Genomic DNA, 22,410 nt, shown 5'->3' with positions numbered 1-22,410 from the left:
TCCCAATTAATAAGATGCATTAAGTTTAGCGCCTTTTTTCAGCCTATTAACGCGTAGATTTTAGTGCGGCAATACGACTTAGCAGATCGTCGCTTTGTGCAGGCGGAAAATCGGCGTTAACCGGTAAATACCACCAGTTGGCCGCCGCAAAATGCCTGGCCTTAACGGCATCTTTCTCGGTCATCAGCAGCGTTTGTTCGGGTGTTACCAGCGATGTCAGTTGAGATTCACTGTAGGCATGGTGATCGGCAAAGGGGACTTCCTTTTCCAGAATAACGCCCTGCTGACGCAGCGTGGCAAAGAAGCGTGGCGGATGACCAATGCCAGCCATTGCCACGACGCCGGTAAGCGAAGAGACGGGCTGAGTTATCCCGGTTTTAAGATTTACCGCCCGGGCCGGAACCAGCTGCATAGATATTTCATTTTCTAACGCCTCTCCGCCATTAGTAATGACTGCGTTAACGCTACGCAGACGAGAAGCCCGCTCGCGCATTGGTCCGGCGGGCAGCCACCAGCCATTACCGAAACGGCGCTTGCCATCAATGACAACGATTTCAAAGTCTCTCGCCAGCGCATAATGTTGCAGGCCATCATCAGTGATGATGATGTCGATATCATCCTGCTGAAGCAGTGCCTGCACCGCTTCTTTTCTGCGAGGTGACACGGCGACGGCTGCCCCGGTCCGCTGATAAATCAGTACCGGTTCGTCGCCTGCTTGTGCTGTGGTTGTCTGCGCATTCAGCACCAATGGATAGCGGTCTGCTTTGCCGCCATACCCTCTGGAAACAACGCCCGGTTTAAATCCGCGCTGTTGCAAAGCCTGCACCAGCCAGATGACAACGGGCGTTTTCCCGTTGCCTCCTGCCGTCAAATTTCCTACGACAACAACCGGTACAGGCGCCCGCCAGGCTTTCCGCCAGCCCCAACGATAGCTCAGGCGGATCAGATTAGCGATCAGCCCATACAGCCAGCTCAGCGGCAGAAGCAGCAGCCAAAGCGCAGAGCGCCCGCTCCAGATACGTTCAATCATTGACCAAACTGCATCTTGTGAAGCTGCGCGTAAGCACCATTTTTCTCCAGCAGCGCTGCGTGGCTGCCGCGTTCAACGATATGGCCATCTTCCACCACCACAATCTCATCGGCTTTTTCAATCGTAGAAAGGCGGTGAGCAATAACCAGCGAAGTGCGGTTTTTTTGCAGTTCATCCAGCGCAGACTGGATTGCACGCTCTGATTCAGTATCGAGCGCTGAAGTTGCCTCATCAAGGATCAGAATTGGGCAATCTCGCAGAAGGGCGCGCGCAATAGCGATACGCTGGCGCTGGCCACCTGATAGCAATACGCCATTTTCACCAATCACCGTATCCAGACCCTGATCCATTTTATTGATGAAATCCATCGCATGCGCCATTTCGGCTGCCTTTTCTATCTGCTCGCGACTGTATTTTTCATGGCGGGCGTAGGCGATGTTATTGGCAACCGTGTCGTTAAACAGGTGAACGTTCTGCGAAACCAGCGCAACCTGATTACGTAGAGAACTGAGCGTATATTCCCGCAAATCATGGCCATCCATCAGGATTTCTCCCTGTTGGATATCGTAGAAGCGCGTCATCAGGCTCGCGATAGTCGATTTGCCGGAACCAGAACGGCCTACCAGCGCGACCGTTTTCCCTTCAGGTATCGACAGGTTGATATTGTGTAACGCAGGCGTTTCGCGTCCCGGATAGGTAAAGGTCACGTTGCGGAACTCTATGTCTCCACGCGCACGTTCGATCGTACGGCTACCGGTATCCGTTTCCTGCTCGCTATCCAGAATGGAGAACAGCGTCTGGCAGGCTGCCATGCCGCGCTGGAACTGAGCGTTAACGTTGGTCAATGACTTCAGCGGACGCATCAGGCCAAACATCGAGGTAAAGACCACGGTAATAGTACCGGCGGTCAGCGTTGCCATTACGCTCGGGAAACTGGCGGCATACAAGACAAAGGCCAGCGCCAGGGAGGCAATCAGCTGAATAATTGGATCGGAAATGGAGGAGGCAGAAACCAGCTTCATGCCCTGCTGGCGCATGCGGTTACTGACGCGCTCAAAACGCTCGCTCTCAATCTGCTGTCCACCAAAAATCAGCACTTCTTTATGCCCTTTCAGCATCTGCTCGGCGCTGGTTGTGACCTGCCCCATGGTGTTCTGCATACCTTTACTGATATTACGAAAGCGCTTAGAGACCGTGCGAATAGCAAAAGAGACCACCGGCGCGAGTAAAATCAGGATCAGAGACAGCTGCCAGCTGTAATAGAACATCATGATAAACAGGCCAATAATAGAGGCACCTTCACGCACAACCGTTACCAGCGCGCTGGAAGAGGAAGAAGCGACCTGTTCAGAATCGTAAGTAATTCGTGAAAGCAGCGTACCTGTCGACTGTTGATCAAAAAACGCTACAGGCATGCCCATCATATGGCTGAACAAACGACGCCGCATGCTCATAACCACGTTGCCGGAAACCCACGAGATGCAGTAGCTTGAGATATAGCTTGATACACCACGCACCAGCATTAAGCCGATGACCACCAGCGGCATCCAGATCAGTACAGAAGTATCCGCTTTACCAAAACCGTCATCCAGTAATGGCTTCAGCAACGACATCATCAGCACATCACCCGCCGCGTTAATAATGAGTGCAACGGACGATACAGCCAGTCCTGCTTTAAATGGTTTGATCATCGGCCAGAGGCGTTGAAAAGTCTGCCAGGTGGAGAGATCTTTATCCTGATGCATTATTTAACCAGCTTTAATTGAAATAGCCGCTTATTCTACCTGGATTAACGTGGTACGCCAAACCACTGATGGTACCAACGGGACATTATTTGCGCTCTTAACCGCAAAACACGCCAGTTTTCATTGAAAAATTCTATGCGGACTTGCCCATCCGCTGCCGTGTCATACCATTGGTAACCATTCTCTTTATAACGAGAAATGATACGATCGGCAGGAAATTTCCATGCGCTATAACGCGCCGCCGAGGCCAGTGCCGCTTTTCCGCCCACGCTTCTCAGCAAAGGCGGCATTGACGATGTTCCGCTGCCATGATGAGGAACCTGAATGACCTCAGCCTGCAATGCTGAGCGGTACAATTTCACTATTTCCAACTCGGCAGGCGCTTCAATATCGCCGGTTAATAACACGCGCCATTTGCCATCCGTCACCGCAACGACACACGACTGATTGTTGCCTGCCTGAGGCTCCTGATGCCGGGGCCAAATGGCCTGAAATCTCAAGGATTGCCAGCGCCAGCTAACACCCTGATGGCAAGGCAAATGCCCTGACTTGTTTAATCCGCTATGAATAACGGCCTGTGGGAAAGCAGTCTGTAAACTTTCCAGGCCGCCAATATGATCTAAGTGCCCGTGACTGAGAACAATATGCTGCACTGTTAGCCCCTGCCAGCGTAACCAGGGCAGAATGTGGCTAAGCGCCGCGTCTCCTCCAATCCACTGATTGCCGGTATCATACAGGGTAGCTTTTCCCTGCTGTGAAATGGCCACCGCAAGGCCATGCCCAACGTCCAGCATATCAAGGCGCCATTCCGGCTGGCGGATATTCAGCCGCCAGCATCCCACAGAAAGACAAAGCCCAATCACGGCGAAGGGTGACGTTCGCCACCAGCCGAAGCGCCCCGTCACCAGAATCAGCCAGGCGAGCATACTCAACCATAGCCCTTCGCGGTCAACAAAGATCCAACCGGCTGGCAGCGCCTGAAGCGGCCGAAATACCAGCATCAGCGTCTGGTCGACAGCCCACCACAGCAAGGAACTCAGCGGATTAAAATAGTCCAGTAAAATAGCGCAAAGGATTAATGGCACTGTCAGTAGAGTAACCAGGGGTACGGCCCACAGATTAGCCAGCAGCGCGCTCAGGCTGATACCATGAAATATCATTATTTGCACCGGCATGAGCAGCAAAAAAAGTCCTGTCTGTAAATGCAGCAGGCGCAGTAGTAACCAGCGTTTTTTTGCCATGAAGCATGCTGGCAATGGAAACCATTGATACCAGAATAGCAGACCCGCTACCGCTACTGCCGACAGCCACAGGCTGTCTGAAAGCATACTTAGTGGATCGAAAAACACGATGACCGCAATGCAGAGTGCCCAAACCTGCCAGTTTGTACAGCATCGCCCATTCAGCCGTAGCAAACTCCATGTAATGAGCGCCAGAATTGCCCGCATTGCAGGCGCGCTGCCACCTGACATCCAGCTGTAAATCAGCGCCATTACCAGGCTTCCTGCCAGAGGTAAGCGATAGCCTATCCAGTGCGCACGAAAACACAGTTGTAATAGTCGTGTTATAAGCCAGCCCAGACTGGCTGCCAGGCCGATATGCATGCCGGATATCGCCATCAGATGCGCGGTGCCAGTTTCTCGCAGAAGGGTTTTTATCTCTGTGCTCATCTCTCCTCTGTCACCAAAGGCGAGCGCTGAGATAACGGCTTGCCATGGCAAACCATCATATTTCTGTCGGCGACTTTCTATAATTTTCTCACGCCAGCCACAACTGCTGTTAACTGGCTGCATGCTAAGGATTTTACCGGTCAATGGCATGCTGTTTGCCAGAGCAAAACGTTGGGAATCAAAGCCGCCTTCGTTGAGCCTTGCATGCACGGGACGAAGCCGTAGCCGCATTTTCCAGCGCTGGCCGCCACAAAATTTTTGTGGGATATTTTTCAGGCTTAACTGAGCATAAATCGGAGAAAAAAAGGGCTGTTCAGCGGCCTGAACAATCCTTACCCTCATCCTCTCTGTTAGCGGCTGCACCTGGTCAATAATCACCGTAGCTTCAAGAGGGCGTGCGGAGAGGAAATGAATTTGCCGCACGAGTTCTCTTCCTGGCGTGATCATCCAGAGAAAAAGTAATAACAGGATTGCGCCTTCTTTAAGCCATTGCTGACGACAGGCCAGAAATATCGTGCCTGTTACCATCAAAACCCAGTCGTACTTTGCGTCGGGTAACTGGGAAAGAAAGGTAAGCGGTAGCGCTGCGATGATCGTCCATATCGACAGCCTGCTAAGGCTGTAAGGCATAGTTAACTCTCCATGTTGTCTGTTACGGAGAGTGTGGCGCATTATCTATGAGGTAACCGCAAGCTGATATTTTGTTTCAGAGCCAATGCGCAAAGTTTTTCGCGATTTACTGCATGCGGCAAAATATTTTGTGAAACACCTTCCAGCTTTGGCTGCACGAAATCATGGCAAAAAAAACGACACCGAAGTGTCGTTTTATTGCTGTAATGCGTAAGCTCTAGCCGTAAATATTCGCGCGATCGCGCAGCTCTTTACCTGGCTTAAAGTGTGGAACGTATTTACCTTCCAACTCTACTTTGTCACCCGTTTTCGGGTTACGGCCAGTTCGAGGTGCACGATAGTGCAAAGAAAAACTGCCGAAGCCCCGGATTTCGATGCGTTCACCCTGCGCCAATGTGGTCGCCATGTGCTCAAGCATCTCTTTTACCGCATCCTCAACGACTTTCGCCGGAATATGAGAGTGCTGGCCAGCAAGTCTTTCAATCAGTTCTGACTTGGTCATAAATCCTCCGGTTAATCCCTTTAGGAAAAAGCTCTGACAGTGATGGCTATTTCAGGGCAACCTGAGCTGCCCTGATGCAAGCGCAATTACTCGCCTTTAGCTGCTTTAAATGCTTCAGCCATAGCGTTAGAGAAGTTACCGTCTTCCTGTTTAGCGTTCACAGTATTGATGGCTTCTTTCTCGTCTGCCTGGTCTTTAGCACGTACAGACAGGCTAACAACGCGGTTTTTACGATCAACACCGGTGAATTTAGCTTCAACATCGTCGCCAACATTCAGAACCAGAGTTGCGTCTTCTACGCGGTCAACAGAAGCTTCTGAAGCGCGCAGGTAACCTTCAACGCCGTCAGCTAATTCAACTGTAGCACCTTTAGCGTCAACTGCAGTCACTTTACCGTTAACAATTGCACCTTTCTTGTTCAGAGAGATGTAGTTGTTGAACGGATCTTCTGCCAGCTGCTTAACGCCCAGGGAGATACGCTCGCGCTCTGCGTCAACCTGCAGAACCACCGCAGCGATTTCGTCGCCTTTCTTGTATTCACGAACTGCTTCTTCTCCGGTAGCGTTCCAGGAGATGTCAGACAGGTGAACCAAGCCGTCGATGCCGCCGTCCAGGCCGATGAAGATACCGAAGTCAGTGATTGACTTGATTTTACCTTCAACACGGTCGCCCTTGTTGTGGGTTTCCGCGAACTGCTGCCATGGGTTAGATTTGCACTGCTTCAGACCCAGGGAGATACGACGACGTTCTTCATCGATGTCCAGAACCATAACTTCAACAACATCGCCAACGTTAACAACTTTAGACGGATGAATGTTTTTGTTGGTCCAGTCCATTTCTGAAACGTGTACCAGGCCTTCAACGCCTTCTTCGATTTCAACGAAGCAGCCGTAGTCGGTCAGGTTAGTTACACGGCCAGTCAGACGAGTGCCTTCTGGGTAACGCTTAGCGATAGCGACCCATGGATCTTCGCCCAGCTGTTTCAGACCCAGAGAAACACGGGTGCGCTCGCGGTCGAACTTCAGCACTTTAACTGTGATTTCGTCGCCAACATTCACGATTTCGCTTGGATGCTTAACGCGTTTCCATGCCATATCAGTGATGTGCAGCAGGCCGTCAACGCCGCCCAGATCAACGAATGCACCGTAGTCAGTCAGGTTCTTAACGATACCTTTAACTTCCATGCCTTCCTGCAGGTTTTCCAGCAGCTGATCGCGCTCTGCGCTGTTTTCGGATTCGATAACCGCACGACGTGAAACCACCACGTTGTTACGTTTCTGATCCAGCTTGATTACTTTGAACTCAAGCTCTTTGCCTTCCAGGTGCAGCGTGTCACGTACTGGACGCACATCAACCAGAGAACCTGGCAGGAACGCACGAATACCGTTCAGCTCAACAGTGAAGCCACCTTTAACTTTGCCGTTGATAACACCGGTAACAGTTTCAGCGTCTTCGTAAGCTTTTTCCAGCGTGATCCAAGCTTCATGACGTTTAGCTTTCTCACGGGACAGCAGGGTTTCACCGAAGCCGTCTTCTACTGCATCCAGAGCAACGTCAACTTCGTCGCCAACCTGGATTTCCAGTTCGCCGGCTGCGTTTTTGAACTGCTCTGCAGGAATTGCAGATTCAGATTTCAGGCCCGCATCAACCAGAACAACGTCTTTGTCGATAGAGACAACAACGCCACGAACGATGGAACCCGGGCGGGTTTCGATTGTTTTTAAGGATTCTTCAAATAGTTGAGCAAAAGATTCAGTCATATTGATAATCTTCAGGATTCTTCAATTTAACGTCCACCTGACTTCCTGCCGGATGGGGTTGTTTCACATGCCCCATGACATCCATATCAAAGGGTTAAGAAAATCGGTTACTGCGATGCTACAGCGACAGAGCGAGTTTTTCACGCGCATGATTAAGCGAAATTTCAATCACTTGCTCAATGGACATGCTGGTTGAATCCAGTACTAACGCATCCTCTGCCGGCCTTAAAGGCGCAATCGAACGATTCCGATCGCGCTCATCGCGCTCTTTTATCTCGGATAAAAGGCGTTCAAAGTTAACATTAAAGCCTTTCTCCTGCAACTGTAGCATACGGCGGTGAGCACGCTCTTCAGAGCTGGCATCCAGGAAAATCTTTACTGGCGCATCTGGAAACACGACTGTTCCCATATCTCGGCCGTCTGCAATCAGACCGGGTGCCTCGCGAAAAGCGCGTTGACGACGCAGCAGCGCTTCACGAACGCGAGGGAAAGCAGCAACTTTAGATGCAGTGTTGCTGACATCCTGAGTACGAATTTCACCGGAGACGTTTTCGCCTTCCAGGATCACTTCCATCTCGCCGTTGGTAGATACAAAACGCACGTCAAGATGAGCGGCGATTGGCACCAGCGCCTCTTCCGAAGTGATGTCCACCTGATGATGCAACGCCGCAAGTGCCAGAACACGATAGATGGCGCCTGAATCCAGCAGATGCCACCGCAGCGCCTCAGCCATCGCTTTACACAAGGTCCCTTTACCGGCACCGCTAGGGCCATCAATAGTGATCACCGGGGCTATAGCCGTCATATCATTCTCCTGTCGGTGGGTGTCTGTTGACTTACTCAGACAAAGATCGCCGCGCATTATACGCTGCTCTCGCCCCGATCGTTACCCCCTAAGCATAGACGTCCCAAAATTAATCGTTCAGCGTCAGATGATTTTGATGATAGTTATGCTCTGGAGCGTGAGGAGTCTCGCAAGTCTGCTGTACATGACGACAGCAGACTTGCAAAGTTATGCTGGCTGGCTGAGCCGGGCAAACTGCTCAAAATAGTCTGGGAAAGTTTTTGCCGTACAGCCTGGGTCAAGGATCGTGACGGCTGTAGAAGAAAGGGCTACCAGCGAGAAACACATCGCCATACGATGATCGTTATAAGTACCGATTTCAGCAAACAGGATCTTTTCTGGCGGGGTGACACGAATGTAGTCGTGTCCTTCTTCAACTTCCGCACCAACTTTACGTAACTCAGTTGCCATCGCAGCCAAACGATCGGTTTCTTTCACACGCCAGTTATAGATATTTCTCATTACCGTTGTCCCTTTAGCAAAGAGAGCGGCGGTAGCGATAGTCATAGCAGCGTCAGGGATATGATTCATATCCAAATCAATTGCATTTAGCTCTCCACGCGTACAGGCAATATAATCATCACCCCATTCTACGGTAGCCCCCATCTTTTCCAGTACGTCAGCAAAGCGGATATCGCCCTGCATACTGTTGCGGCCAATTCCGGTCACTTTTATCGTACCGCCCTTAATTGCCGCCGCGGCCAGGAAGTAGGAAGCAGAAGAGGCGTCACCTTCGACAAGATACTCGCCAGGCGAAACATACTGCTGGTTGCCCGCAATATGGAATACGCCGTAGCTGTCGTTCTGTACGTTAACGCCGAAGGTTTTCATCAGATTAAGGGTGATATCAATATAAGGTTTAGAAACCAGATCGCCCTTAATAACGATTTTCGTATCGGCGGACGCAAGGGGTGCCGTCATTAACAACGCGGTGAGGAACTGACTTGATACGCTACCGTCAACGGTAACTTCACCACCGATAAAACCACCTTTAAGACGCAGCGGCGGATAGTTTTCCTGTTCCAGATAGTCAATTTGCGCGCCGCCCTGACGCAAAGCATCAACCAGATGGCCAATAGGACGCTCTTTCATGCGCGGCTCGCCAGTCAGGACAATATTATTGCTTCCCAGACATAGTGCAGCGGCCAACGGACGCATAGCCGTACCTGCATTTCCCAGGAATAATTCCAGCGGCAGGTCTGCATGCAACGGGCCGCCCTGTCCGGTAATTTCGCAGACGGTACGCTGTTCTGACAGCGTGTAGCTCACGCCTAATGCCTCAAGAGCAGTAAGCATATGGCGTACATCGTCACTGTCTAACAGATTAGTCAGGCGAGTCGTACCTTTTGCGAGGGCAGCCAGAAGCAGTGCACGGTTAGAAACGCTTTTAGACCCGGGAAGATTAACGGTACCATCCACCAGCGCGACAGGTTGTAGTGTCAGAGATTCCTGCATGTGAAACTTATTCTCCAAATAAAATGCAATAAAACCCCGCAAAGCTGCAGGGTTTTCAATTTTAGAACCGCATCACCGCTTTAGCCGTGACGACGTTCAAAATCAATCATAAAATCAGTTAACGCCTGCACGCCTTCGAGCGGCATAGCATTGTAAATCGACGCACGCATCCCGCCTACCGCGCGATGCCCTTTCAGCGAATGCAGACCCGCTGCTACCGACTCTTCGATAAACACGCTGTCCAATGCGGCATCCGCCAGCTGGAACGGAATGTTCATCCGCGAGCGGTTACGCCCGGCGACATCATTACGATAAAAATCACTGTTATCGATAGTGCCATATAAGAGGTCAGCTTTAGCCTGATTACGCTTATTCAGTTCACCTACCCCGCCCTGCTCTTTTAGCCATTTAAAGACCAGACCAGAAAGGTACCATGCAAAAGTAGGCGGCGTGTTGAACATAGAATCGTTGTCGCTTAATACCTTGTAATCAAGAATTGATGGCAACGCTTGCTGGGCTTTACCCAATAAGTCTTCGCGGACCACAACAAGCGTCAGGCCTGCAGGGCCGATATTTTTTTGCGCTCCCGCGTAAATTACGCCGTAACGGTTAATATCCAGAGGGCGAGAAAGGATGGTCGATGATAAATCAGCTACCGCAATTTTGTCGCCGAAATCAGGCTCTTCATCAATAGCGATACCATCAATAGTTTCATTAGGGCAGTAGTGCACATAGGCCGCTTCGTCTGACAACGACCAGCTGCTCATTGGGGTAATCGCCCGCAACCCATCAAGCGTTGTTTTGGCATCAATAACGTTAGGAGTGCAATATTTTGTCGCTTCTTTAATAGCGCTTTGTGCCCAGTAGCCGCCATCGACATAATCTGCTGTTGAGTGGTTACCCAGCAGATTCATCGGCACTGCCGCAAACTGCGCGCGCGCGCCACCGTGACAGAATAATACTTTGTAGTTGGCGGGGATTTTCAGCAGATCGCGAAAATCTTTCTCTGCCTCTTCAGCAACCTGAGTGAATTCTTTACTGCGATGACTGACCTCCATAACGGAGGTTCCTAAACCCTGCCAGTTGCAGAGTTCCTGTTCGGCACGACGCAGCACTTCTACCGGCAGCATCGCTGGACCGGAGCTAAAATTGAAAACCTGGCTCATTTCCCCTCACCACTTTCTGTTCAATCGGTTCGATTCTGCTATCGGTTTTATCATCGCCATCCGTTAGCTGCAATGTTTAATCCGGTAAGCCGACCAGTTCCGGATGACATCCCGCAACAGCTTGTAAGGGTTAATGTAATGATAGCGATATTTTGTGAGGCAATATCCGCAATAGCTTTTCCTCGCTAACACAGCAGGATAAAAATGCCATGATAGGGACCATGAAATTATCCAGGTCGGATAGCGAATCAGGTGGAAACACCGTATCATTGCGCGCTTTCGGCACAACCCAAAACGAGTGGGCTTTACCTATGACGCAAACTTATATTCCAGGCAAAGATGCCGCGTTGGAAGACTCAATTACACGCTTTCAGCAAAAACTACAGGATCTGGGCTTCAATATTGAAGAAGCGTCCTGGCTGAATCCCGTTCCGCATGTCTGGTCAGTCCATATTCGCGATCGTGACTGCCCACTGTGTTTTACCAATGGTAAAGGTGCCAGTAAAAAAGCTGCGCTGGCTTCTGCCCTGGGCGAATACTTTGAACGCCTGTCGACCAACTACTTTTTTGCGGACTTCTGGCTGGGCAAATCCATTGCAAAGGGTGACTTTGTCCATTATCCCAATGAAAAATGGTTTCCGCTGCCGGAGGACGACAGCCTTCCTGAAGGCATTCTCGATGCTCGCCTGACGGCTTTTTACGATCCAGAACAGTCGGTCAGCGCCAGCGATTTAATTGACCTTCAGTCGGGCAATGCCGCCCGCGGGATTTGCGGTCTGCCCTTTACCCGCCAGTCCGATCAGCAAACGGTTTATATTCCGATGAATATCATCGGCAATTTGTACGTGTCGAACGGCATGTCAGCGGGCAATACGGCGAACGAAGCGCGGGTTCAGGGGCTCTCAGAAGTTTTTGAACGTTATATTAAAAACCGCATTATTGCCGAATCCATTAGTCTCCCAGAAATTCCTCAGGAAGTGCTTAACCGCTATCCGGGTGTTGTAGAGTCAATTAACAAACTGGAAGCCGAAGGTTTTCCGATCTTCTCTTACGATGCCTCATTAGGTGGCAAGTATCCCGTGATCTGCGTGGTACTTTTCAATCCTGAAAATGGTACCTGCTTTGCTTCCTTTGGTGCACATCCTGATTTTGGCGTTGCGCTTGAGCGCACCGTGACCGAGCTATTGCAGGGTCGTAGCCTGAAAGATCTCGACGTATTTACGCCACCGACTTTCGACGATGAAGAAGTGGCTGAACACGCTAATCTGGAAACACACTTCATTGATTCCAGCGGCTTGATCTCCTGGGATATGTTTAAGGATGAAGCAGATTATCCGTTTGCAGACTGGAGCTTTGCCGGCACTACTGAAGAAGAATTCGCCACGCTGATGGCCATCTTTAAGGCAGAGGACCAGGAAGTCTATATTGCGGATTATCAGCATCTTGACGTGTATGCCTGTCGAATCATCGTACCTGGCATGTCTGATATTTATCCAGCTGAAGATTTACTGTTAGCAAACAACAGTATGGGCGCTTATCTGCGCTATACGCTGCTCTCTTTACCAGAAAGCCAGTGGGAAAAAGAAGACTATTTAGCGTTAATTGAGCGGCTGGACGAAGACGGCCATGATGATTTCACACGTGTTCGTGAACTTTTAGGCCTGGCAACCGGAAAAGATAACGGTTGGTATACACTGCGCATTGGTGAACTGAAGGCTATGCTGGCCCTTGCCGGTGGTGATATTGATCAAGCGCTGATTTGGACTGAATGGACCATGGAGTTCAATGCGTCAATCTTTACACCTGCTCGCGCGAACTACTATCGCTGCTTACAAACCCTGCTGCTACTGAGCCTGGAAGAGGAACGCGATCCTGTTCAGTATCATCATGCTTTTGTACGTATGTATGGACAGGATGCGGTGGATGCGGCATCAGCAGCCATTAGTGGCGAAGCGCCATTCTATGGACTGCAGAATGTGGATGATGAATTGTTGGCCTTCCCGGCGCATCAATCACTACTTGCCGCTTATGAAAAACTCCAGCAGGCAAAACGCCGCTACTGGAAATAATCTTTTGATGGCCTGCATATTATTGCAGGCCATCGTTTAATAATTAGATCCATTTCTTTTATCCAGAAAAAAAAAGCGTAAGCCGCGCAAAGTTAATAAAAGGTGATCTAAATATTTCCATTAATTACCATTATTACACTCTAGCTACAACAACCTCCTGGTTTTCGTCCTGAACAATACAAATCGTGCCGAAAAAGCAATTTTATTTTATATTTTAAAATTTATTTATTTCTTATAAATCAAAAGTTTAATGTTAATAACCCTACATTTTGGAGGCTTTATACCCTCTCCATTCTGACGCAATATGATCCATATCAAATTCTCCCCTATACTCCTTTGTTAGTATTTAATTGTTGAATAATTTTGGGAGACGTTAGTGTGAAAGCTGGCAACCCGTTTGATTTGAGAGTACCGTCTGAAATGGCCCTCTTCGCTGAAGAGGCTGGCGTCTATAAGGCGACGAAACATCCCTTCACCACTTTTTTCCTTGCAATTACTGCTGGCGTTTTTATTTCAATTGCTTTTGTTTTTTATATTACGGCAACCACAGGGACAGAAACCGTTCCGTGGGGGCTGGCAAAACTGGTTGGCGGTATCTGTTTCTCACTGGGACTGATGCTGGTGGTCGTTTGTGGTGCAGACTTGTTTACCTCAACCGTTCTCACTATGGTAGCGAAAGCCAGTGGACGCATTACCTGGAGCCAGTTAGCTAAAAACTGGATTAACGTTTATATCGGAAATTTCTTCGGCGCAATGTTCTTCGTTGGGCTGATTTGGTTTGCCGGCCAATATATGGTGGCTAATGGTGCATGGGGATTAAATGTTCTGCAAACGGCTGATCATAAAATGCACCATACTTTTATTGAAGCACTGTGTCTGGGTACGCTTGCTAACCTGATGGTATGCATGGCGGTCTGGATGAGCTATTCGGGGCGAACGCTGACCGACAAAATGTTGGCGATGGTCTTACCCGTTGGCATGTTTGTTGCGAGTGGTTTCGAGCACAGTATTGCTAACATGTTCATGATTCCGCTGGCCATCGTTATTAAGGATTTTGCTGCCCCAGAGTTCTGGCAAGCGACAGGAACCACAGCAGCACACTTCTCAAGCCTGACCGTCAGCAATTTTGTTATCGACAATCTCATTCCAGTCACTCTCGGTAACATTATCGGCGGCGGCCTGCTGGTAGGCTTGACCTACTGGGTTATTTATCTGCGAGAAGGCGATCATCATTGATTGCCAGCAATGTAATTTGGCCCCGCTGCGCAACGACGGCGGGAACGAAAAAAATTCTAGTCATTAAGGTAGGTATCAAATGAGCGACCACAATGAAAAACAGGCCATTGCCTGGGAAAGCTTTGCAGCAGGTGAGTGGCAGAACAGCATTAATGTTCGTGATTTTATCCAAAAAAACTATACGCCTTATGAAGGTGACGAAACGTTCCTGAGCGGCGCTACCGCAGCCACCACGGCGTTGTGGGATAAGGTTATGGAAGGCATTAAGCTGGAAAACCGCACCCATGCGCCAGTCGATTTTGATACCGATCTGGCATCCACTATCACTTCACATGATGCTGGTTATATAGATAAAAAGCTGGAAACCATTGTTGGTTTACAAACTGAAGCACCTCTGAAACGCGCGCTGATCCCTTTTGGCGGCATCAAGATGGTAGAAGGTTCCTGTAAAGTTTACGGTCGCGAGTTAGATGCTGGCCTGAAAAAAGTTTTTACTGATTATCGTAAAACCCATAACCAGGGCGTGTTTGATGTTTACACGCCCGATATCCTGCGCTGCCGCAAATCAGGCGTGCTGACCGGTTTACCAGATGCTTATGGTCGTGGTCGCATCATTGGTGATTATCGTCGTGTTGCGTTATACGGCATTGATTTACTGATGAAAGATAAATTCGCTCAGTTCACCTCACTGCAGAGCGATATGGAAAACGGCGTAAACCTTGAAGCGACAATCCGTCTGCGTGAAGAGATTGCCGATCAGCATCGTGCGCTACAACAGATTAAAGAGATGGCAGCCAAATACGGTTGCGATATCTCCGGGCCAGCTAAAACCGCTCAGGAAGCAGTACAGTGGACTTACTTCGGTTATCTGGCTGCGGTGAAATCACAGAATGGCGCAGCAATGTCCTTTGGGCGCGTATCAACATTCCTTGATATCTATATCGAACGCGATCTGAAAGAGGGCAAAATTACCGAGGAAGCCGCTCAGGAGCTTATCGATCATCTGGTAATGAAGCTGCGTATGGTTCGCTTCCTGCGTACGCCGGAATATGACGAACTCTTCTCTGGCGACCCAATCTGGGCCACAGAGTCTCTGGCTGGTATGGGTGTAGACGGCCGTACGCTGGTGACAAAAAACAGCTTCCGCTTCCTCAATACCCTTTACACAATGGGTCCATCACCTGAACCTAATATGACCATTTTGTGGTCAGAGAAATTGCCACTTAACTTCAAAAAGTATGCGGCAAAAGTCTCAATTGATACGTCATCCGTTCAGTATGAAAATGACGATCTGATGCGTCCAGACTTTAACAACGATGATTATGCTATCGCCTGTTGCGTAAGCCCAATGATTGTTGGCAAACAAATGCAGTTCTTCGGTGCACGAGCAAACCTCGCTAAAACCATGCTTTACGCTATTAATGGCGGCGTGGATGAGAAGTTAAAAATGCAGGTTGGCCCTAAAGAAGCGCCAATGATGGATGAAGTGCTGGACTATGAGAAAGTCATGGCTCGCATGGATCACTTTATGGACTGGCTGGCCAAACAGTATGTTACTGCGCTTAACGTCATCCACTATATGCATGATAAATATAGTTATGAAGCCTCACTGATGGCGCTGCACGATCGCGATGTGTATCGCACTATGGCATGTGGTATTGCTGGTCTGTCAGTTGCTGCTGACTCACTTTCCGCAATTAAATATGCAAAAGTTTCCACCATCCGTGATGAAGATGGTCTTGCCGTTGATTTCAAAATCGAAGGTGAATATCCGCAGTTTGGTAATAATGATGCTCGCGTCGATGATATCGCCTGCGACCTTGTTGAACGTTTCATGAAGAAAATTCAGAAACTGCAGACTTACCGTAATGCGGTGCCAACACAATCAGTACTGACTATCACTTCAAACGTGGTTTACGGCAAAAAAACAGGTAACACACCAGATGGTCGCCGCGCCGGTGCACCATTCGGACCTGGGGCTAACCCAATGCACGGTCGCGACCAGAAGGGTGCTGTCGCTTCTCTGACGTCAGTAGCAAAACTCCCGTTTGCTTACGCGAAAGACGGCATCTCTTACACCTTCTCTATCGTACCAAACGCGTTGGGTAAAGATGATGACGTACGTAAAGCTAACCTTGCGGGGCTGATGGATGGTTACTTCCACCATGAATCCAGCATTGAAGGCGGTCAACATCTGAATGTAAACGTAATGAACCGTGAGATGCTGCTTGATGCGATGAATGACCCTGAGAAATATCCTCAGCTGACTATTCGTGTTTCAGGCTATGCAGTACGTTTCAACTCCCTGACCAAAGAGCAACAGCAGGACGTTATTACCCGTACCTTCACTCAGACTATGTAACTTCATCTCTCTGAGAAGCAAAGGCTCCACGCCGCTGGAGCCTTTTCTCAGTCTGATTTGCCAGCCTTCTCAGGCCATTCGCCTCAGGCGGCTGGCAAAACAGATTTAACGCAGCTAAGACTGCGTCCCTGCCAGCAACGCAGGTCTACTATGGAGAATTCATCGCAATGTCAGTCACTGGTCGTATTCACTCATTTGAATCCTGTGGGACCGTTGATGGTCCCGGCATCCGTTTTATCACCTTCTTTCAGGGTTGCCTGATGCGCTGCCTGTATTGCCATAATCGTGATACATGGGATACGCACGGCGGCAAGGAAATTACTGTTGAAGAGCTGATGAAGGATGTTGTCTCCTACCGTCACTTCATGAATGCTTCCGGCGGCGGCGTAACGGCATCCGGCGGAGAGGCTATCCTGCAAGCCGAATTCGTGCGTGACTGGTTCCGCGCCTGTCATGCAGAAGGGATTAATACCTGTCTGGATACCAATGGTTTTGTACGCCGTTACGACCCGGTTATTGATGAATTACTGGACGTTACCGATCTGGTGATGTTAGATCTGAAACAGATAAATGATGACGTTCACCAGATACTTGTCGGGGTCTCGAACCGGCGTACGCTGGATTTTGCGCGTTACCTTGCGAAGAAAAATATTCGTACCTGGATACGTTATGTGGTGGTTCCGGGCTATTCAGATGATGATGAGTCTGCCCATCGCCTTGGTGAATTTACCCGAGATATGGGAAACGTCGAAAAAATTGAGCTTTTGCCCTATCACGAACTGGGTAAGCACAAATGGATAGCGATGGGAGAGGAATATAAGCTGGACGGCGTTCATCCGCCGAAAGCCGAAACCATGGAACGGGTAAAGCATATACTCGAAGGCTACGGCCACAAGGTTATGTATTAAACCAGGGCGGATTTCTCCGCCCTGCTCTTTTAAACCGTCGGCTTTATTTTTAGCACTTATGCATGGGCAATCGGTGTGGCATGCTGATCGGCCTTACGCAACAGCATAACCAGATAGATAAATGCTACGGCGGCAATCATGACAAACAACACCCGATCGGAATAATTTTGCATCAGTAACGATGTCAGCGCGGGGCCGGCAAGGCTTCCCAACGTGTAACTGAGCAACAGTGCCTGATTCATAGACACCAGCTCATGATGCGACACTTTCTCACAGGCCCATGACATAGCGACGGGATAAAGTGTAAAACCTGCACAGCCTAAAACGAATAATGCTGGTGCCATGGCAGTATTACTGAGCATTGCCAGTGCGCCCAGAATGACGCCAAAAACCTGCACGCGAAGCACCAGCAAACGACCATAACGGTCGGCAAGTCGTCCGACCGGCCATTGCCCGATAATACCCGCGCTAATAAGCAGCGCCATCCAGTATCCGACGTTCGCGTCGCTCATGCCCTGATGGGAAAGATAAAGCGGCATCAGGCCGTACAGCGAGCCCAACAGGATCCCAGAAATAATGCAGCCGTTAATACCAAGACGCGCACTGCGACGACGCAACATAGACCACATACGGCCTGATGTTTCTTCATCCTCGGACTTAGCCGTAATCTGAGTAAAAATCAGCGGCAAAATGGCTGCAACAATAAAACCGGTCACCCAGGGCAGGACATGCAGCAGGCCGGTAGACATTTTGCTAACCAGAAGCTGTCCGGCAACCGTTCCCAGATAATAAACGATCATATAGGCAGCCAGTAGTTGGCCACGATTACGAAGCGTTCCGCTGCACAGTAAAGCACTTTCCACCACAACCCAAATTAGCGCGCAACCAATTCCTGCAACAAAGCGCCATAAAGACCACGAAAGAAATCCGCTTTCCAGTCCTAAAGCTGCCGTAGCCAGAGCAAAAGTAATTGAGGCGATATAATAAGCGCGATTAAAACCGAGTCGCTTAATCAACCAGCCTGCGAGTAATGCCCCCACCAGGTTGCCCGTAAAATAAGATGAACTCACGCCACCCACTTGCCAGGTTGGCAACGCATCATGGGTAAGCCACAGCGGCACCAGCGTATTCAGCACGGCGATAGAAATGGTCAATAGCAGCAGGCCGCAAAGCAGCATAATTACGGGACGGGACCAGGTTGACATAGTCAGGAAACTACCAAAACAGCAGAGGATTTGGCGCGCATAATGCCACTCGCCAGATTAAAGTCAACGGCCAAAAATCGCATGCAGCACGATTTGCTGCGAACCGATTTAATTTTTTTATCTTCAATAAGTTAACGCAACAACGTTGCCAGGCTGTAATTACGTTATCTCTATGAAAAATGAGCGTATTAACAAAAATACCGCTTTCATTATCGATGATTTTTATTGCTGATAAAGAAACGAATTTCAGATGTTTTTAAAGGTTTACGGATAAAAAAAACCTGCAGACAAAGCCGCAGGTTTTTTATAACACGCTGAGCGTCAGCCAATAAATTCAAGGCCTTTCATATACGGACGCAGCACTTCAGGAACAGCAATACGGCCATCAGCCTGCTGATAGTTCTCCAGCACCGCGACCAGAGTACGCCCTACAGCCAAACCTGAACCATTCAGAGTATGAACAAGGCGCGGCTTTTTCTCGGTTTTACTGCGGCAGCGAGCCTGCATGCGACGTGCCTGGAAATCACCCATATTGGAACAGGATGAAATTTCACGGTAAGTGTCCTGAGCCGGGAGCCACACTTCCAGATCGTAGGTTTTGCAGGAACCAAAGCCCATATCACCGGTACACAGCAGCACTTTACGGTAAGGCAATTCCAGCAGCTGCAGCACTTTTTCTGCGTGCCCAACCAACTCTTCCAGCGCCTGCATGGAATCTTCCGGACGCGTGATTTGCACCATTTCAACTTTGTCGAACTGATGCATGCGGATCAGACCGCGGGTATCACGACCGTAAGCGCCCGCTTCAGAACGGAAGCACGGAGTATGAGCAGTCAGTTTTAACGGCAGCGACTCTTCTTCAAGGATTTCATCGCGAACCAGGTTAGTCAGCGGGACTTCAGACGTTGGGATCAACGCATAATCACTGGCAGAAGCTTCTTCTGCCAGTGGACGAGTATGGAACAGATCTTCACCAAACTTCGGCAGCTGTCCGGTACCGTACAGAGAAGTATGGTTGACCAGGTAAGGAACATAAGTTTCCAGATAGCCATGCTGCTCAGTATGCAGATCCAGCATAAACTGGCTGAGCGCACGGTGCATCAGCGCAATCTGCCCTTTCATGACCACAAAACGTGAACCGGTTAGCTTCACCGCAGCAGCAAAGTCCAGCCCGGCAGCCATTTCACCCAGTTCTACATGATCGCGTACTGCAAAATCATAGTGGCGCGGCTCGCCCCAGCGACTCACTTCCAGGTTATCGCTATCGTCTTTACCGAGAGGGACTTCATCAACCGGAATGTTCGGTATAGCTAAGGCAACGTCACGAATTTGGTTCTGTAATAGATCAAGTTCCGCTTTGGCCGCATCCAGGCGTTCGCCCAGCGCGTTCACTTCCTGACGTAACGGCTCGATGTCTTCCCCACGCGCTTTGGCCTGCCCGATAGATTTGGATCGGGAGTTACGTTCTGCCTGCAGGGTTTCCGTTTCGACCTGGAGGACTTTGCGGCGTTCTTCCTGCGAGCGCAGCGTGTCAACGTCCAGCTTAAAGCCCCGGCGTGCCAGTTTTTCAGCGACTGCGTCTGGCTCATTACGCAGCAGATTAGGATCGAGCATGCTTGTCCTGTGATAAGTATTTAATTAAAGAAGGGCGCATCCGCACGGCGAATACGTTGAATTCCTTGCTAACCTTACCGCAACGTTAATGTTAGCGATAGCGTTTTGTCGGGCTATTTTGATCCTGCTCAGCGAGCCAGGTGAGCTTTTCACCAATCTTCCCTTCCAGCCCTCGCGAGGTGGGACGGTAATAGCGAGTCATCGCCATTTCAGCCGGGAAATAGTCCTCGCCTGCCGCATAAGCATTCGGTTCATCGTGAGCGTAACGATACTCTGCACCCAGCCCCATCTCTTTCATCAATTTAGTTGGCGCATTGCGCAAGTGCTCAGGAACATCGTAGTCCGGGTTATCGCGAGCATCACGCATTGCTGCTTTAAAAGCGGTATAAACAGCGTTACTTTTCGGTGCGCAAGCCAGGTAAACGATCGCCTGTGCAATTGCCCGCTCGCCTTCAGCCGGGCCAACACGGGTAAAACAATCCCATGCTGAAATCGCCACCTGCATACCGCGAGGATCGGCATTACCGACATCTTCAGAAGCAATAGCAAGCAACCGACGGGCAACATACAAAGGATCGCCGCCTGCGGTAATAATGCGGGCATACCAATACAAAGCCGCATCGGGCGCGGAGCCTCGGACAGATTTATGCAGCGCAGAGATCAGATCGTAATAACGATCGCCTTTATTGTCGAATCTGGCGCTACGCTCGCCTGATACTTCATTCAGGAGTTGCACCGTGAGCGTGCGCAGGCCTTTGCTGTCCACTTCGGCCATATCGGCCATCATTTCCAACGTATTTAAAGCTCGGCGTGCATCACCGCTAACTAATTCAGCTACCATCCGCCGGGTTTCGTCTGGCAGAACAATATTTTGCTTGCCGTAACCCCGCGCCTCATCCTTCATCGCCTGATCCAGCACGGTTTCAATATCTTCGCGGGTAAGGGACTTCAGCAAATAGACACGTGCCCGGGAAAGTAACGCCGAATTCAGTTCAAAGGAGGGATTTTCAGTAGTCGCGCCAATGAACGTGATAGTGCCATCTTCAATGTGCGGTAAAAAAGCATCCTGCTGGCTTTTGTTGAAGCGATGCACCTCGTCCACAAACAGAATCGTGCGTCGTCCCGCATTGCGGTTTTGACGTGCACGTTCAATAGCCTCACGAATTTCTTTGACGCCAGAGGTTACCGCGGAAATACGTTCAACGTCAGCCTGGCCATAATGGCCAATAATTTCGGCCAGCGTCGTCTTTCCGGTGCCCGGCGGCCCCCAGAGGATCATCGAGTGCAGATGCCCCGCTTCAATTGCCCGGGGCAAAGGTTTACCCGCTGCCAGAAGATGCTGCTGACCAATATATTCGGCAAGCTTACGGGGCCGCATGCGTGCGGCCAATGGCTGAAATTCGTTGTGGGAGAAATCCAGAGACAGACTGCTCACGCTAACCTCACTGACGTTGATCGTCCAGCGTCACGCCTTTTGGCGGCGTAAACTTGAACTTATCGGCTGCGACAGCACCATTCTGCTGACTTTTGAGCGCATAGCTGCTGCGCTGGCCATCTTGTTCTACCGCACTGAACTGGTTAATGGTTCCGCTTTTGGAAACGTTAATGGTGAACTGCTTCAAATTGCCATCGGCCGATTTCGGCGTCAGTTCAAAATTATCACCCAGTTGCTTGATGTTGTATTGTTTCCAGTCATTACCCTGATTACGGGCAATCAGCATAAACGGCGTATTGCTGGTGGCATTCTTCAGCCAGGTAGCGCTGACCTGCTCAACAAAAGGGTTATAGAACCACAGCGTTTCGCCATCTGAAATCAGGATACTTTCATCAGGGGCGGTCATATGCCAGTTGAAAAGATTAGGGCGTTTAACCCACAGTTCACCTTCACCATCCTGGACGGATTGGCCGCTGCCGTCAGTCACTTTTTGCGTAAAGCTGGCATGGAAGCTTTTCACTTTGTCCAGACGCTGCTGCAGATCGGAAGAGGCGTCAGCCAGCACGCTGGCAGAAGAGAAAGCAGCAAGCAGACAGCAGGAAATCATTAATTTTTTCATCAGGGCATCCTTATTGAAACTATTTTATCCCGGTTAGCGGGTAAACCTGTGTGGATAACTGTAGCCGGACTGCAACGATTGCAACAGGAGATTAACCTTAATCCCCTGACGGACAGAGTAGATATGGGGATATCGCGTGCAAACTCAACGGGCCGGATTA

At 49.9% G+C, this 22,410-nt stretch carries 16 protein-coding genes; 4 read left to right on the top strand and 12 right to left on the bottom strand.

Translation table 11 applies throughout. The features are described 5' to 3' along the window. Positions 1 to 46: 46 nt before the first annotated feature. The 8 genes from lpxK to serC form a co-directional block, all read right to left on the bottom strand. Positions 47 to 1,030 carry a tetraacyldisaccharide 4'-kinase gene (gene lpxK, locus AAGQ96_RS07135; protein ID WP_147196631.1) on the bottom strand — a complete coding sequence of 328 codons (984 nt, stop codon included), beginning with the start codon at positions 1,028 to 1,030 and terminating at the stop codon, positions 47 to 49. Beyond that, positions 1,027 to 2,775, bottom strand: coding sequence for a lipid A ABC transporter ATP-binding protein/permease MsbA (gene msbA, locus AAGQ96_RS07130; RefSeq protein ID WP_342755152.1), 1,749 nt, complete (start codon positions 2,773 to 2,775; stop codon positions 1,027 to 1,029). Before msbA ends, lpxK begins: the two co-directional genes overlap by 4 nt. Before the next feature lie 44 nt (positions 2,776 to 2,819). Next, positions 2,820 to 5,075, bottom strand: a complete 2,256-nt coding sequence (locus AAGQ96_RS07125; protein ID WP_342755151.1) for a ComEC family protein — start codon at positions 5,073 to 5,075, stop codon at positions 2,820 to 2,822. Between the two features lie 217 nt (positions 5,076 to 5,292). Then, positions 5,293 to 5,577 carry an integration host factor subunit beta gene (gene ihfB / locus AAGQ96_RS07120; protein WP_013201528.1) on the bottom strand — a complete coding sequence of 95 codons (285 nt, stop codon included), beginning with the start codon at positions 5,575 to 5,577 and terminating at the stop codon, positions 5,293 to 5,295. 86 nt (positions 5,578 to 5,663) lie between these two features. Next, positions 5,664 to 7,337: a 30S ribosomal protein S1 gene (gene rpsA, locus AAGQ96_RS07115; RefSeq protein ID WP_147196624.1), complete on the bottom strand. Its 1,674-nt coding sequence runs from the start codon at positions 7,335 to 7,337 to the stop codon at positions 5,664 to 5,666. Between the two features lie 118 nt (positions 7,338 to 7,455). After that, positions 7,456 to 8,142 carry a (d)CMP kinase gene (gene cmk, locus AAGQ96_RS07110; RefSeq protein WP_342755150.1) on the bottom strand — a complete coding sequence of 229 codons (687 nt, stop codon included), beginning with the start codon at positions 8,140 to 8,142 and terminating at the stop codon, positions 7,456 to 7,458. A gap of 207 nt (positions 8,143 to 8,349) precedes the next feature. Beyond that, positions 8,350 to 9,636 (bottom strand): 3-phosphoshikimate 1-carboxyvinyltransferase, encoded by a 1,287-nt coding sequence (aroA, locus tag AAGQ96_RS07105; protein WP_342755149.1) that lies wholly within the window; start codon positions 9,634 to 9,636, stop codon positions 8,350 to 8,352. A gap of 80 nt (positions 9,637 to 9,716) precedes the next feature. Then, on the bottom strand, positions 9,717 to 10,802 hold the full coding sequence (gene serC / locus AAGQ96_RS07100) for a 3-phosphoserine/phosphohydroxythreonine transaminase (RefSeq protein ID WP_342755148.1): 1,086 nt from the start codon (positions 10,800 to 10,802) through the stop codon (positions 9,717 to 9,719). A gap of 311 nt (positions 10,803 to 11,113) precedes the next feature. On the opposite strand from serC, the gene ycaO reads away from it, so the two are divergent. The 4 genes from ycaO to pflA all read left to right on the top strand — a co-directional run bounded on the left by ycaO (position 11,114) and on the right by pflA (position 17,377). Continuing rightward, positions 11,114 to 12,871, top strand: coding sequence for a 30S ribosomal protein S12 methylthiotransferase accessory factor YcaO (gene ycaO, locus AAGQ96_RS07095; RefSeq protein ID WP_342755147.1), 1,758 nt, complete (start codon positions 11,114 to 11,116; stop codon positions 12,869 to 12,871). 378 nt (positions 12,872 to 13,249) lie between these two features. Then, the gene (gene focA, locus AAGQ96_RS07090) at positions 13,250 to 14,107 is read left to right on the top strand and encodes a formate transporter FocA (RefSeq protein WP_147196615.1); all 858 of its coding nucleotides are present in this window, start codon (positions 13,250 to 13,252) and stop codon (positions 14,105 to 14,107) included. 79 nt (positions 14,108 to 14,186) lie between these two features. Next, positions 14,187 to 16,469 carry a formate C-acetyltransferase gene (pflB, locus tag AAGQ96_RS07085; protein ID WP_147196613.1) on the top strand — a complete coding sequence of 761 codons (2,283 nt, stop codon included), beginning with the start codon at positions 14,187 to 14,189 and terminating at the stop codon, positions 16,467 to 16,469. A 167-nt stretch (positions 16,470 to 16,636) separates the two neighbouring features. After that, positions 16,637 to 17,377: a pyruvate formate lyase 1-activating protein gene (gene pflA / locus AAGQ96_RS07080; RefSeq protein WP_147196611.1), complete on the top strand. Its 741-nt coding sequence runs from the start codon at positions 16,637 to 16,639 to the stop codon at positions 17,375 to 17,377. A gap of 56 nt (positions 17,378 to 17,433) precedes the next feature. Here the strand turns inward: pflA and AAGQ96_RS07075 are convergent, their stop codons facing one another. From AAGQ96_RS07075 to lolA, 4 genes are all read right to left on the bottom strand, one after another. After that, a complete protein-coding gene (locus AAGQ96_RS07075; protein ID WP_147196609.1) occupies positions 17,434 to 18,582 on the bottom strand; it encodes an MFS transporter in 1,149 nt (382 codons plus the stop codon). Between the two features lie 321 nt (positions 18,583 to 18,903). Continuing rightward, entirely contained in the window at positions 18,904 to 20,196 is a 1,293-nt protein-coding gene (gene serS / locus AAGQ96_RS07070; RefSeq protein WP_342755146.1) for a serine--tRNA ligase, read from the bottom strand. A 91-nt stretch (positions 20,197 to 20,287) separates the two neighbouring features. Continuing rightward, positions 20,288 to 21,631: a replication-associated recombination protein A gene (locus tag AAGQ96_RS07065; protein ID WP_147196604.1), complete on the bottom strand. Its 1,344-nt coding sequence runs from the start codon at positions 21,629 to 21,631 to the stop codon at positions 20,288 to 20,290. A 7-nt stretch (positions 21,632 to 21,638) separates the two neighbouring features. Next, entirely contained in the window at positions 21,639 to 22,250 is a 612-nt protein-coding gene (lolA, locus tag AAGQ96_RS07060) for an outer membrane lipoprotein chaperone LolA (protein ID WP_342755145.1), read from the bottom strand. Positions 22,251 to 22,410: the final 160 nt, after the last annotated feature.

The organism is Pantoea sp. MBD-2R (genome assembly GCF_039134845.1).
In the GTDB taxonomy this organism is placed as follows: Bacteria; Pseudomonadota; Gammaproteobacteria; order Enterobacterales; family Enterobacteriaceae; genus Erwinia.
This window is presented reverse-complemented; position numbering and strand designations above follow the sequence as displayed.

Excerpts from the sequence above, each read along its gene's own strand:
- lpxK (WP_147196631.1), bottom strand. The coding sequence starts at position 1,030 with ATGATTGAACGTATCTGGAGCGGGCGCTCTGCGCTTTGGCTGCTGCTT.
- msbA (WP_342755152.1), bottom strand. The coding sequence starts at position 2,775 with ATGCATCAGGATAAAGATCTCTCCACCTGGCAGACTTTTCAACGCCTC.
- AAGQ96_RS07125 (WP_342755151.1), bottom strand. The coding sequence starts at position 5,075 with ATGCCTTACAGCCTTAGCAGGCTGTCGATATGGACGATCATCGCAGCG.
- ihfB (WP_013201528.1), bottom strand. The coding sequence starts at position 5,577 with ATGACCAAGTCAGAACTGATTGAAAGACTTGCTGGCCAGCACTCTCAT.
- rpsA (WP_147196624.1), bottom strand. The coding sequence starts at position 7,337 with ATGACTGAATCTTTTGCTCAACTATTTGAAGAATCCTTAAAAACAATC.
- cmk (WP_342755150.1), bottom strand. The coding sequence starts at position 8,142 with ATGACGGCTATAGCCCCGGTGATCACTATTGATGGCCCTAGCGGTGCC.
- aroA (WP_342755149.1), bottom strand. The coding sequence starts at position 9,636 with ATGCAGGAATCTCTGACACTACAACCTGTCGCGCTGGTGGATGGTACC.
- serC (WP_342755148.1), bottom strand. The coding sequence starts at position 10,802 with ATGAGCCAGGTTTTCAATTTTAGCTCCGGTCCAGCGATGCTGCCGGTA.
- ycaO (WP_342755147.1), top strand. The coding sequence starts at position 11,114 with ATGACGCAAACTTATATTCCAGGCAAAGATGCCGCGTTGGAAGACTCA.
- pflB (WP_147196613.1), top strand. The coding sequence starts at position 14,187 with ATGAGCGACCACAATGAAAAACAGGCCATTGCCTGGGAAAGCTTTGCA.
- pflA (WP_147196611.1), top strand. The coding sequence starts at position 16,637 with ATGTCAGTCACTGGTCGTATTCACTCATTTGAATCCTGTGGGACCGTT.
- AAGQ96_RS07075 (WP_147196609.1), bottom strand. The coding sequence starts at position 18,582 with ATGTCAACCTGGTCCCGTCCCGTAATTATGCTGCTTTGCGGCCTGCTG.
- serS (WP_342755146.1), bottom strand. The coding sequence starts at position 20,196 with ATGCTCGATCCTAATCTGCTGCGTAATGAGCCAGACGCAGTCGCTGAA.
- lolA (WP_342755145.1), bottom strand. The coding sequence starts at position 22,250 with ATGAAAAAATTAATGATTTCCTGCTGTCTGCTTGCTGCTTTCTCTTCT.